Annotated in this window: 8 protein-coding genes; 2 read left to right on the forward strand and 6 right to left on the reverse strand. The window is 72.1% G+C overall.

From position 1 onward, the window contains the following. Nucleotides 1-2 precede the first annotated feature (2 nt). Nucleotides 3-962, reverse strand: a complete 960-nt coding sequence (locus AB0F89_RS33545) for a TolB family protein (protein WP_367129882.1) — start codon at nt 960-962, stop codon at nt 3-5. Nucleotides 963-1055: 93 nt separating this feature from the next. Here AB0F89_RS33545 and AB0F89_RS33550 point away from each other — a divergent pair, with 93 nt between their 5' ends. Next, nucleotides 1056-1994 (forward strand): hypothetical protein, encoded by a 939-nt coding sequence (locus tag AB0F89_RS33550; RefSeq protein WP_367129884.1) that lies wholly within the window; start codon nt 1056-1058, stop codon nt 1992-1994. A gap of 2 nt (nt 1995-1996) precedes the next feature. After that, the gene (locus AB0F89_RS33555) at nt 1997-3319 is read left to right on the forward strand and encodes an O-antigen ligase family protein (protein WP_367129886.1); all 1323 of its coding nucleotides are present in this window, start codon (nt 1997-1999) and stop codon (nt 3317-3319) included. Nucleotides 3320-3562: 243 nt separating this feature from the next. On the opposite strand, the gene AB0F89_RS33560 is transcribed toward AB0F89_RS33555, so the two are convergent. From AB0F89_RS33560 to AB0F89_RS33580, 5 genes are all read right to left on the reverse strand, one after another. Then, nucleotides 3563-8404: a DUF4082 domain-containing protein gene (locus AB0F89_RS33560; protein ID WP_367129888.1), complete on the reverse strand. Its 4842-nt coding sequence runs from the start codon at nt 8402-8404 to the stop codon at nt 3563-3565. Between the two features lie 145 nt (nt 8405-8549). Next, entirely contained in the window at nt 8550-9695 is a 1146-nt protein-coding gene (locus AB0F89_RS33565; protein WP_367129890.1) for a DegT/DnrJ/EryC1/StrS family aminotransferase, read from the reverse strand. Nucleotides 9696-9724: 29 nt separating this feature from the next. Then, complete coding sequence (locus AB0F89_RS33570; RefSeq protein WP_367129892.1) at nt 9725-10795, reverse strand: Gfo/Idh/MocA family protein; 1071 nt, start codon at nt 10793-10795, stop codon at nt 9725-9727. Nucleotide 10796: 1 nt separating this feature from the next. Beyond that, complete coding sequence (locus AB0F89_RS33575; protein ID WP_367139111.1) at nt 10797-12230, reverse strand: sugar transferase; 1434 nt, start codon at nt 12228-12230, stop codon at nt 10797-10799. Between the two features lie 744 nt (nt 12231-12974). Continuing rightward, nucleotides 12975-13196 (reverse strand): RNA-binding S4 domain-containing protein, encoded by a 222-nt coding sequence (locus AB0F89_RS33580; protein ID WP_367129894.1) that lies wholly within the window; start codon nt 13194-13196, stop codon nt 12975-12977. Between the last annotated feature and the right edge of the window lie 75 nt (nt 13197-13271).

A 13271-nucleotide genomic window follows, 5' to 3' on the forward strand; every position in this document is an offset into this window, starting at 1 on the left:
GCTCAGACGGGCGACGGCGAGGACGCGTCGGGGATGAGGAGCGCAGCGGCGGCCGAACCGTCGGCGGGCACCACGTGGATCGACGCGAGCTGGGCGTCCTTCGGCACGGCGGCGAACGCGAGCCGGTCGTCGTCCAACCAGGTGGCCTGGTCGTCGACGCCGGCCGTGCCGGGCAGCCTGCGCTCCTCGCCGGTCGCCAGGTCCAGCACGGCCAGCTCCCACGGGCCCAGCCGGCCGATGCGCTTCTTGTAGGCGACCTTCGTGCCGTCCGGCGAGAGCGACGGGCACTCGGCGTCGCGCCGCAGCGACTCCACCCGGCGCTCCACCAGGTCGCCCTTCACCAGCCAGGTGTACCCGCCCGAGGCCAGGGTCGCGTAGAACGTGCGGTCGTCGGCGGCCACGGTCAGGCCCCAGTAGTTCACGTCCTGCGCGGTGTGCGGCCGGCCCTCCACGGTCGCCGTGAAGTGCTCCAGGGACTCCACGGCTTCACCGGTGCGCAGGTCCAGGAAGCCGGTGCGGGTGGAGAACCCGCCGGGCACCGAGTAGGAGTCGCCGGTGACGAAAGACGTCCAGCCGACCACCTGGCCGGAGGCCGACACCTTGGCCCGGCTCGGCACGCCGGGCAGCGGCACGGACTTCAGCACCGCGCCGTCGCGGGACACCTCGGCGGCGTACGTCGGACCCGGGCCGGACAGCCGCAGGCACACCGTCGTGCCGCCCGCCCGGTACACCCGCTGGCACTCCAGCGGGGTCGCGCTGCGGGCCGCCGGATCGGCCAGCCGGACCTGCTCGACCCGGCCGCGGCCGTCGGCCAGCTCCACGAACATCAGGTCACCGTCGACCGAAGCGACCGGGACGGGTGATGGGTCGCGCGCTACCGACGCCACGTACACCACCGCGGCTCCGACGACCAGTACGATGGCCGCGACGGCGAACACCACGCGCCGGAAGCCCAAGTCCATCACCACCTGTAACGACTAGGCGCGAGTCGGCCGATTTCAGAGTAACAAGACCCTGCGCGCACGCACGCGGGGTAAACGTGGATCGGGGAGCGGATGGACTTCTGGGGCGCCGTGCGAACGCTGCGCAGGCGGTGGTACATCGCCCTGCCCGCGGCGGTCACGGCGGTCGCCGTCGCCGCCGGTGTGTTCCTGTCCATCCCGACGCGCTACCAGTCGTCCGGGGTCATGGTGCTCACCTCGCCCGCGGCGGGCGGGACGTTCAAGGAGAAGGTGTCGCCGGAGGACGCGGTCCAGGTCAACCCGCTGCTGGCGTTCGACGGCAGCCTGACGACCACCGCGCAGATCCTGGCGCAGATCCTGGCCGACCCGAAGACCCGCAAGGAGTCGCTGGGGATCGACAAGGACTCGACGGACAACTTCACCGCGGCGGGCGGCGGGATGAGCGGGCCGTTCCTGTTCGTGACCGCCGACAGCAGCACGCCGGAGGCCGCCGAGCAGATGGTCACCAAGGTGATGGAGTTCGCGACCGAGGAGCTGGACAAGCAGCAGACCGAGCTGAAGGCGCCGGAGCCGACGTTCATCACCTCGCAGGTGATCGTGAATCCGACGGCGGCGGAGGCGCAGATCGGCGGGAAGGTCCGGTACGCGGGCGCGGCGTTCGTGCTGCTGATGCTGTTGACGACGGCGGCGACGTTCGGCGGCGACAGCATCCTGAACCACCTGCGGCGTCGGCGTGAGGGGCGCTCGGGCGCGGGTGACGGCGAGGCCGCCGCTTCCCCGGCTCCGGCGGCTCCGGCCCCGGCTCCTCAGGCCCCGGCGCCTCAGGGTGGTCCGCCGGCCCCCGTCGCCAAGCCCGCCGGCCCTCCTCCGCAGGCCGGTCCGCCGGTCAACGGCGCGCCCCGCCGCCCACCCGGCCCGCCGGTCCGGCGCCCGCAGCCGACGGCCAGCGAGCAGACGGTGAAGATCGCCGCGCCCGGCCCGCGCGGCAACTCCGGCAGGCCGGCGTGGCCGACCAATGAGGACAGACCCTGACCGTGGTCGAGCAGCCCGTGCGGGACCGGCCCGTGCGCCGACGCGCGGACGGCGCCACCCTGGTGCGCTTCTTCCTGCTGGCGCTGCTGATCATCCCGGCCCGGCTGGTGCTGTCGTTCGTGCCGATGACGCTGCCGCCCGCGTTGCTGGTGGCGTTGCTGCTGGGCGTGCTGTGGGTGTCCGGGCAGATGGTGGACAACGTCGGCATGGGCAAGGGGCGCAACGTCGTGCGCACCGCCGTGGCGCTGTACCTGGCGTCGCAGCTGGCGACCTACGGCGTGGCGACCCGGCGCTGGTTGCCCACCGACGAGCTGACCGTGGCGGACAGCAGCATCATCCGGATCACGTCGGTGATCGCGGTGGCGGTGTTCGTCTGCGACGCCGTGCGGACCAAGGAGCGGCTGGACGGCGTGCTGCGGCTGCTGCTGGGGTGCGCGGCGGTGGTGGCGTTCGTCGGCCTGGTGCAGTTCGGGCTGGGGGTGGACCTGGCCTCGTACGTGTCGCTGCCGGGGCTGCGCGTGCAGGACAACGGGTACTCGGCGATGGAGGCCAGGTCGATCTTCCGCCGGCCGACCGGCACCACGAACCACCCGATCGAGTTCGGCCTGGTGTGCGCGATGGCCGTGCCGCTGGGCGTGCACTACGTGTTCAAGGCGATGGACGACGGCACGCCGCACGTCCGGTGGCTGGCGTGCCTGGCGCTGGTGGCGCTGGGCGCGCTGACGTCGTTGTCGCGCACGGCGATCATCGGCATGGCGGTCGGTGCGGTGATCATGGTCGTCACGCTGCCGCGGCAGCGGCGGATCACCGCCCTGGTGGTCGGCGGCGGGTTCTTCCTCGGGGCGAGCCTGGTCGTGCCGGGGCTGTTCGGGACGCTGCGCGGGATGTTCGCCAACATCGAGGACGACCCGAGCGTGAAGGCGCGCACGGCGGACTACGAGGCGGCGGCGGAGCAGATCGACCTGAACCCGTTGCTGGGGCGCGGTTTCGGCACGTACCTGCCGACGAAGTACACCATCCTGGACAACCAGTACCTGCTGACGTTGATCGAGAACGGGTACCTGGGGCTGTTCGCGCTGATCGGGATGTTCCTGGCGGCGGCGTTCGCGGCGATCCGGGTGCGGGTGATCAGCCGGGACGAGCAGGTGCGGAGCCTGGCGAGCGCGCTGCTGGCGGGCGTGCTGGCGAGCGGGATCGGGTCGGCGACGTTCGACCTGCTGGGGTTCGGCGTCGCCACCGGGCTGGTGTTCATCATGATCGGCGTGACGGGGGCGTTGCTGCGGATCGCCCACGACGAGCGCCGCAAGGCCGCTCAGCCTTCGTAGTCCGGCAAGTCCGGCAGTCCCCGTAGTCCCCCTGTCCCTGAAACCCCGCTGTCCCTGAAACCCGCAGGTCGCTCGTCCTGAGCGTTGAACTCGGGTGTTCCGAACGTAGGACACGGTGGTCGTGAACGTAGGACACGCGCGGGCTGGAGGTAGGACTCTCGGATGAGGGGGCGCCCCGTCCAGGGGGGTGGACGGGGCGCCGTGGGGGGTGGGGGTTGGGGGGTGGGGGCGAAGAGGGTGGGGTTAGGGGGTGAAGGTGACGTCGACCCAGTAGTTGCTGCCGGCGTAGGAGGATTCGGGGAAGCCCGGGCCCGAGCGGTAGACGCCGTTGGCGACGCCCTCGCCGGTGGCCGGGGCGCTGAGCGGTGGGCTGGTCACCGAGTTGCCCGTGAAGTAGCCCGTGTCCACCGAGTAGTGGCCGTTCGGCGCGGTGTAGGAGGCGATGTAGGAGGTGCCGGCGGTGACCGGCACCGGGTTGGCGAAGGTCAGGGTCTGCCAGCCCGTCGCGGTCTCGCCGGTGAACGTGCCGGTGGCCAGCGGGTTGCCGGAGGCGTCCCACAGGGTGCCCGTGTGCGTGCCCGTGTTGCCCGCGCCCTTGTAGAACCGGACCCCGGTCACCGACCCGTTCACCGACGGCACGAACCGCACGCCCAGCTCGTACGAGCCCGAGTCGTCGGACGCCGCCACCGTCGGCACGGTCGCCGCGCTGAACAGCGAGCACGGGCAGTTCCCGGCGGTGGTCGTGGTGAACGACCACGTCGTCGGAGCGGTCATCAGGTTCCCGTAGACGTCGGCCACCCGCAGGCTCGCCGTGTAGGTCATGCCGCCGCCCAGGGCCGCGGCCGGTGTCCACGTCACCTGCTGCTGGTTCGCCGACAGCGCCAGCGTCCCGACGACCTTCGCGCCGCCGGAGTCGGTGAGCGTGAACTGGGCCGTGCTGAGGTCGACCGGCTCGTCGAACGCCGCGGTCAGCGGCGAGGTCCGGGACACCTCGCCGGCGCCGTCGAGCGGGGTGCGCCCGTTGACGGCCGGCGGGGTGTTGTCCTCGTTGGGCAGGTACACGACGTCGACCCAGTAGTTGCCGCCCGCGTAGGAGTTCGTCGGGTAGCCCGCGCCCGACCGGAAGACGCCGTTGCCGCCGTCGCCCGACTCGGGCGCGCTCAACGGCCCGCTGATCACCGGGTGGCCGCTGAAGTACCCGGAGTCGACCGCGTAGTGGCCGGTGGTCGTCGTGTACGACGCGGTGTAGGTCAGCCCCGCCGACACGAAGACCGGCGCGGCGAACGTCAGCGTCTGCCAACCGCTCGCGGTCTCGCCGGTGAACGTGCCGGTCGCCAGCTGCTGCCCGCTCGGCGACCACAGGGTGCCGGTGTGCGTGCCGGTGTTGCCCGCGCCCTTGTAGAACTTGACGCCGGTGATCCGCCCGCCCGCGGTCGGGGTGAACCGCACGCCCAGCTCGAACGCGCCGACGTCGTCGCTGGAGGTGATGGTCGGCAGGGTCGCCGCGCTGAACAGCGAGCACGGGCAGATCACCGCCGGGCCGGTGGTGAACGACCACGCCACCGGGTCCGGCATCGGGTTGCCGTTGACGTCGGCGATCAGCACGTGCGCGGTGTAGCGGGTGTTCGGCACGAGCTTGGCGGCCGGCGTCCAGGTGACGGTCCGCTGGTCGCCGGACAGCGACACCGAACCGGTCAGCTGCGTGCCGCGCGGGTCGGTCAGCCAGACCTGCGCGCTGGCCGGGTCGACCGGCTCGCTGAACGTCGCGGTCACCGGCGCGGTGGCGACGACGTTCGTCGCGTCCGGCGCGGGCGAGCGGTTCGTCATGGTCGGCGGCGTGGTGTCGCCGTTGAGGCCGTTGCGGTAGACGACGTCGACCCAGTAGTTCGTCGCGTTGTACGACGCGGTGGGGAACCCTCCCCCGGCGCCGTAGCGGTACACGCCGTTGGCGCCGTCGACGCCGTCGGCGAGCGCCCGGATGCCCGCGTAGTTCTTGCCCGTCCCGGCGAAGTAGCCGCCGGTGACGGCGTAGCGGCCGTTCGGCGCGTGGTAGGACACGACGTAGGTGGTGTTCGCCTGCACGACGACCGGCGAGGCGAACGTCAGCTTCTGCCAGCCGCTCGCGGTCTCGTTGGTGAACGTGCCGGTGGCCAGCAGCAGGCCGGTGGACGACCACAGCGACCCGGTGTGCGTGCCGGTGTTGCCCGGTCCCTTGAAGAACCGGACGCCCAGCACCTCGCCCTTGCCGTTGAAGCGGACCTTGGTGCCGACCTCGGTCGGCGTGGTGTCGCCCGCCGCGTACACGGCCGGTCGGGCGAAGTCGTCCCAGACCGTGCACGGGCACGTCGCCGGCCGGTTCGCGCCGGTGGTGAACGACCACGTCGACTGCGGCGTCTGGTTGCCCGCCGCGTCCGCGACGCGCAGCGCCACCGCGTACCCCGTGTTCGGGGTGAGCGCCTGGCCCGGCGTGAAGGTGACCGTCCTGTTCTCGTTCGACAGCGCCAGCGAGCCGGACACGGCGCCGGTCGGCCCGGTCACGGTGAACTGGGCGGAGCCAGGCGCGACGGCCTCGTCGTAGGTGGCCGAGACGGCGGGGGTGAGCGCGACCGTGCCCTCGCCGTCCACCGGCGTGGTGGACACCTGGAGCGGCGCGCGCTGGTCGGGGCCGGGGTCCGGCGCCCACACCACGTCGACCCAGTAGTTGCTGCCCCAGTGGGACTGGGTCGGGAAGCCGGTGGAGCCGAACCGGAACAGCCCGTTCGTCCCGTTCGCGCCGTTCTTCAGGCCGGTGAGCGGTTCGAGGTAGCGGGGCTGCTGGAGGAAGTACTCCAGGTCGTAGGAGTAGTGGCCGTTGGGCGCGAAGTACGACGCGACGTAGGTGGTGCCCGCGGACACCTGCACCGGCATCGGGAACGTCAGCGTCTGCCAACCGCCCGCCGTCTCGTTGGTGAACGTGCCGGTGGCCATCGGGTTGCCGGCCGAGTCCCACAGCGTGCCGGTGTGCGTGCCGGTGTTGCCCGCGCCCTTGTAGAACTTGACGCCGCGCACGTAGCCGTCGCCGTTCGCGACCCACTTCACGCCGAGCTCCAGCGGCGACGCGTCACCGCTGTCGGGCACGTCGGGGGTGTCCGCGTTGGTCCACAGGCCGCACGGGCAGGTGCGCGGGTTCACCCCGGGCGTCGCCACGACGGGCGTGGACAGGTTCACCGAGTCGTCCACGGCGCGCACCCGCAGGCTCGCCGGGCCGGACAGGCTCGGCGTGTAGGTGTAGCTCCACGACGCCTGGCCCGCCTGCCACGCGGCGGGGTGCCAGCGGTTGCCGCCGTCGGTGGACACCTCGACGCCGCCGACCTGGCCGCCGCCGACGTCGGCCACCGTGCCGGAGAACGTGTAGGCGGCGCCCACCGTGGACAGCGGCGGCACGGAGGTGAACGCGACGGTCGGCGGCTGGGCGTCGGTGCTCGCGGTCGCCTGCACCAGACCGATCTGCAGCGTGGTCGCCGACACGCCCATGTCGGCCAGGAAGTTGACCGTGGCCTGCTTCATCCGCACGTCGGAGGTCGGCGTGTTGGTGAGGAACGCGTGCTCGTCGTCCACCCCCCAGGCCCACTGCACCGTGCCCGCGCCGAACACCAGCGCGCCGCTCGCGTGCCGGTAGTAGGTGATGGCGTGGGTCTTGGTGTCCGGGGTGTAGAGGTCGCCGTGGTTCTGCAGCACGTACGGGCCGTCGGGCATGGTCACGGTGGTGCGGGACAACTGCGCCACGCCCGCCGGCTGGAAGCCGTTGTCCTCGACCGAGTTCCACTCGTAGCCGAGCGTGCCGGGCTGGAAGGTGTAGGTCGAGCCCGCGGCCATGTTCTGCAACGACGTGTGCCGCCACAGCCGCATCCTGCCGTAGGCGGCCGGGACCTGGAGCGAGTCGTCGCGCCGCCCGTTGACCGTGAAGATGTTGCCCAGCAGCGCGTTCTCCGGGTTGCCGCCGTCCTGGTCGGGGTAGCGGGGGTCGCGCCAGGTGCCGGTCCAGTCGGCCAGGCCGTCGTTCTGGGTGCCCTTGGTCTCCTTGTAGCAGGCGATGGTGCGCCAGTCGGTCTGGGAGGAGTCGATGCTCTTCTCCCACCGGTGCTTCCAGAAGATCTCGTTGCCGGTGAGGAACGCCATGTGCACGCCCGCGTCCCGGGCGGCCTCGACGTTGTCCCGCTGCTCCTCGGACCAGTACTCGTCGTGGCCGACGGCCATGAACACCTTGTGGTTCTTGATCAGGTGGCCGCGCCGGGCCGAGTCGGCGTCCGTGGTGTAGCTCACGTCGTACCCGTTGGCCTCCAGGAAGCGCAGCATCGGGTACTCGGCGTTGAAGATGAAGTTGTCGTCGCCGTCGCCGCCGGTGTATGGGCGGTTGTAGCTGACCTTGTACGCCTGGCCGCCCTGACCGGGGCCGTCGCCGAAGTACAGGCTGTTGCCGCCGTAGCGGTTGTAGGCCACCCAGGTCGAGTCGGAGGTCTGGAACAGGATCTTCGAGGTGCTGCTGTCGTCGCGGACGACGAAGACGATCTCGTTCTCCGCGCCGGTGTCGTTGCGGTGCGTGCGCGCGTAGTAGAGGCCCGAGACAGCGGTCTGCGGCACGTTCCAGCTCAGCGACACCGCCCAGTTGCCGCAGTCGATCAACGCGCTGCCGTCCGTGCCGCGCAGGCACGGGTCCTGGTTCTGCGCGGTGTTTCGGGTGATCCGCTCCTGGAAGCGCGCGCCGACGCCGCCGTACCAGCCGAGCCGGTAGATGTCGATGTAGTAGGACGACGCGCTGGTCAGCATCTTGAAGTCGACCCGGCCGCCGGGGGTGGCGCTGATGTCGGTGGTGTAGCCCAGGATGCTGTCGTCGCGGTAGCCCACCTGCCAGTCGGGCGTGCCCAGCTTGGTGTTCTCGCAGGCGACCTTGTTGACCACCGGGGCGTCGCACGGCGCGGCGGTGGCCTCCGGGGCGCGCAGCAGACCGACGACGGTCAGGGTGGACGCCGCCAGGGCGACCACCACCGCCAGGCGCAGCAGGGCTACCGCGAGAACGGGTCTGGCCCGCTTCTGGTCGGCGGTCATGGGTCTATCACCTCTCGGGCAAAGCGGTGGTGACTGCGGGTGATCCGGTGCGCACTGCATCGCCCAGCGGAGTCCTGTTGCTCCGATGGTCGGGGGAACCGCACCTGGTGTTACAGCACAACGTGACCAGTTCTCGGCTGATCACTCAGAGCGACGCCGGCAGCTCCCACAGCGCCGCCCCCAGCTCGTCGACCACGGTGTCCTGCTCCGCGGTCGTCATGTCGTGGTAGAGCGGGAGGATCAGCGACCGCCGGGTGAAGGACTCCGTCACCGGCAGGTCGACGCGCGGGTGGTCCGCGTAGGCGGGTTCGAGGTGGGCGGCCATGATCCCGCGCCGCGCCGACACCCCTCGCTCGGCGAGCCGGACCAGGACCTCGTCCCGCGTCACCGGCGCGTCGTCGGGCAGCACCACCCAGAACGACTGGTAGTTCGTCGTGCCGTGCTCGGGGTCGCGCACCGCGCGCGAGCCCGGCACGCCGGCGCCCCACCCGTCGGCCAGCAGCTCGTGGTAGCGGGCCGCCAGCTCGCGCCGCCGCCGCACGATCGCGTCCAGTTTGGACAGCTGGACCAGGCCGACGGCGGCCTGGACGTCGGTCATCCGGTAGTTGAACGCGGGCTCCAGGTAGCTCTCGGCCACCGAGCCGCCGCAGCTGTGCCGCTCGGCCGCGCTGACGCTCGTGCCGTGCTCGCGCAACCGCCTGGCCCGCGCCGCCCACTCCTCGCGGTTCGTGGTGAGCATCCCGCCCTCGCCGGTGGTGATCGGCTTGCGCGGGTGGAACGACCACACCGCCACCTCGGCGTCCGCGCCGACCGGCACGCCCCGGTAGGTGGAACCGGCGGCGCAGGCGGCGTCCTCCACCACCGCGACGCCGAGCGGGCGGCACAGCGCGCGGATCGGGTCGACGTCGACGGGCACCCCGGCCTGGTGCACCGGGACCACCGCGCGGGTCCGGTCGGTGAGCACCGGTTCGACGGTCGCCGCGGCCAGGTTGCCGGTCTCCGGCTCCACGTCGGCGAACACCGGCGTCGCGCCGCACTGGCGGACCGCGTTGGCGGTGGCGATGAACGACAGCGACGGCACCACGACCTCGTCGCCCGGCCGCACGCCGAGCAGGTGCAGCGCGAGGTGCAGCGCGGTCGTGCACGAGGACGTGGCGACGGCGTGCAGCGCGGCGACCCGGCGGGCGAAGGCGTCCTCGAACGCGGCGACCTCCGGCCCCTGCGCGACCCGGCCGGCCAGCACGGCGGCGGAGGCGGCCTCGGCCTCCTCCGCGCCGAGCCACGGCCTCATCACGGGGATCATCTCGGTCCGGCCACCGCTCAGGCGGCGTCGAACGGCCCGGGTCCGTCGACCCGCGGCACGTCGACGAACGCGCCGTCGGCGGCGAGGCTGGCGGAGGCCGCTTCGAGGGTGGCCAGCACGCGCAGGCCGGACCAGCCGTCGGTCAGCGGCGCCCGCTTCTCGGTGATCGAGGCGGCGAACTCGGCCATCATCGCGCGCAGCGCCTCCTTCTCCGGCAGCGCGGGCGCGACGGTGGCGCCGCGCCGGTAGGAGACGATCGCCTGGCGGCGGTCCTCGTCGTCCTCGACGCGGTCCGCGCCCCGGTCGTGCACCGAGATGCGCTGCACGGTGTTCAGGTCGTCCCAGACCACCATCCGGCGGGAGCCGCCGACGATCATGGTGCGGATCTTGGTCGGCGACAGCCAGTTCACGTGCACGTGCGCCAGCACGCCGTCGGACAGCTCCAGCGTCAGGTGGCCGACGCACGCGCGCCCCGCGCCGATCGGGTCCGAGCCGTGCGCGGACACCCTGGCCACCCGCACGCCGTCGGGCAGGATCGCGTCGAAGATGGACAGGTCGTGCGGCGCCAGGTCCCAGAACACGTCCACGTCCGGCTGCACCAGCCCGAGGTTGACCCGCACCGAGTCGAGGTACTGCACGGTCCCGACCTCGCCGCCGCGGACCAGCTCGCGCAGGTGCTGCACGGCGGGGGTGTAGGCGAAGGTGTGGTCGAGCATCAGCGTCAGCCCGCGGGCCTCGGCCTCGCGGACCAGTTCCAGCCCGTCCGCGTAGTTCGCCGCCAGGGGCTTCTCCACCAGCACGTGCTTGCCCGCCCGCAACGCCGCCAGCGCGACCGGCAGGTGGGTGGCCGCCGGGGTGGCGATGGCGACCGCGTCGACCGCCGGGTCGGCGAGCACGTCGTCCAGCGAGCCGGAGACCCGGACCGAGGAGTAGTCGCCGAGCACCCGCCGGGCCCGCTCGACGTCCAGGTCGCACAGGTAGCGCAGCTCCAGGCCGGGGGTGGCCTGCGCGTTGCGCACCAGGTTCGGGCCCCAGTAGCCGGCGCCGATGACGGCGGTGCCGATCGGCTGGTCGTTGTCCTTGCTCATCTCAATATGCCCCTTGACCGCCGAAAACGGCGCGGAAGGTCTTCCACAGGATCAACGCGTCGAGGGCGAGCGACCACTCCTCGACGTAGCGCAGGTCGAGCCGCACCGACTCGTCCCAGGACAGGTCGCTGCGGCCGGAGACCTGCCACAGGCCGGTCAGACCGGGCTTCACCAGCAGCCGGCGGCGCATGTCCGGGCCGTACTTGGCGCTCTCCTCCGGCAGCGGCGGCCGGGGGCCGACCAGCGACATGGTGCCGGTGAGCACGTTGAACAGCTGGGGCAGCTCGTCCATCGAGTAGCGCCGCAGGAACCGGCCCACCGCGGTGACGCGCGGGTCGTGGCGCATCTTGAACAGCACGCCCGCGCCCTCGTTCACCGCCTGGAGCTTGGCGCGCAGCGCGTCGGCGTTGGTGACCATGGTGCGGAACTTGACGATGGTGAACGGCGCGCCGTCCTTGCCGACGCGGCGCTGCCGGTAGAGCACCGGGCCCCTGGTGTCGACCATGATCGCCACCGCGACGGCCAGCAGCACCGGGCTCAGCAGCGCGAGCAGCGCCGCCGCGCCGACCTTGTCCACGGTCGCCTTGACCAGCCGGCGGAGGCCGGTGAACTTCGGCTCGCTCACCCGCAGCAGCGGCATCCCGAGCACGCCGGTGACGTGCAGCCGCGGTCCGGCGAAGTCCATCAGGGCGGGCGCGACGACCATCTCGGCGCCGGTGCCCTCCAGGTCCCAGGCGAGCTGCTGGAGCCGGCGCGGCGTCCAGTAGGCGTCGGCGGTGACCGCGACGATCCGGTAGCCGCCGCGGCGGACCTGCTCGGCCAGTTCGCCGAACCGGCCGACGACCGGGACGCCTTCCAGCTCGACGCCGATCTCGGCGCGACCGTCCACGGTGCACACGGCGTCCACGCGCCAGCCCAGGTGGGGCGCGCGGCGGGTCCGGCCGATCAGGTCGGTGACGGTGTCGACGTTGCCGGCGGCGAGCACCGGCAGCAGGCAGCGGCCCTCGCCGCGGGCGCGGTGCAGCGGGCGGCGGAGCAGGTAGCGGACCGGGAGGGCGACCAGCGCGACGGCCGGTCCGACCACGAACACCCACAGGCGCGCGCCGGGCAGCCCCGCCGCGAGCGCGCCGAGGCCGAGCGCGACGACGGAGCTGAACAGGCCGCGGCCGAGGCGGCGGAACTCCTCCGCGCCCTGGCCGAGCACCATGGGGTTCCAGACCCGGTTGAGGAACAGGGACCCGATGACCACCGCGACCGTGACGGCCTCCAGCGCGATCAGCGGCAGCGGCGCGAACGAGGCGTGGCGGGAGGACAGGAAGAAGCCCGCCAGCGCGACGACCACGACCGTGCACAGGACGTCGGCCGTGATGACGCCGTAGCGGTAGGCGGGTTCCCAGCTGCCGACGGTGGGGTGGGTCGTGCGGTTGGCGCCCATCCTCGCGACCGGTCTGTGTCGCGTGGGCTGGACCTGCTCGCTCATCGTGGTGCTCCCCGGGGGTTGGGCCGGTTCGGACGTGCACGTTCGCAGGGCATCCCCGACGGACCCGCGTGGTGTACGACAAATGGTGCGGCAGGCGATTCCTCGGCCAGCCAAATGGTGATTCGTCGCACTGGCCGGATGCGTTACAAGTTCGTCGGCGACCATTCCTCGGCGGACCGGGCGGCGCACACCCAGACGGTTCGCGAGGTGACTTCGGGTCACCGCCGAGGTGTCCGGAAAAGGCTTGCCACAGCACCGGGAGTGAGCCTCCACAGTGGTCCGGAGACCGTCGCGCAGGCGCGCGGACACGTCCATCGCGTTCGGGGCGTCCCGCGTTACAGGGGGGTTTTCGGCGGCAGCCGGAACTACGGCTTCGAATTTCTTCGAAAGTGCTCCGGAGGAGTCGGCGGCAGACCGCACCGCGGCGGGTTGCCATCACCCTTCCACAGACCGGGTAGAGCTATTCGGCGCAACGGGCCGGGCGCTTCGGGTGACCGGCGCGCGGTATTTCCGGGAACGTTCGGCCAACCGGGAGTGACGAGCGCCACTCCCCCGGTGCGAACGGGGGCGGTGGCGGTCGTGCCGGTAGACATCGGCTGGTCGGACGTCTGGAGCGCGCGGGTGCGGTGGAGCGACCTGTGGTGGACGCCACTCGCCGGACCCGACTGCGGCAGGGCCGGCGGTGGGCTGCCGGTGGGGTCAGCGGCCGGCGACCAGGCGTGCCTTCTCGTCGCCGACGGCGATCACGTCGCCGTCGTGCAGCTGGGCGCCGCGCCGCGTCTCCAGCCTGCCGTTCACCGTCACCTCGTCCGACTCGACCAGTTCCCGGGCGTGCGCGCCGTTGTCCGCCAGGCCCGCCAGCTTGAGGAACTGGCCCAACCTGATCATGTCGTCGGAGATCTCGACCTCGCGGATGCGCATGGCCACATCATCCTCCAGGCACCCAGAGCCCGCGCATGTGCGGCGGTTAACGAGGATTGCACGGAGTCGAAACAC

The sequence above is a fragment of the Saccharothrix sp. HUAS TT1 genome (genome assembly GCF_040744945.1).
Lineage (GTDB): Bacteria > Actinomycetota > Actinomycetes > Mycobacteriales > Pseudonocardiaceae > Actinosynnema.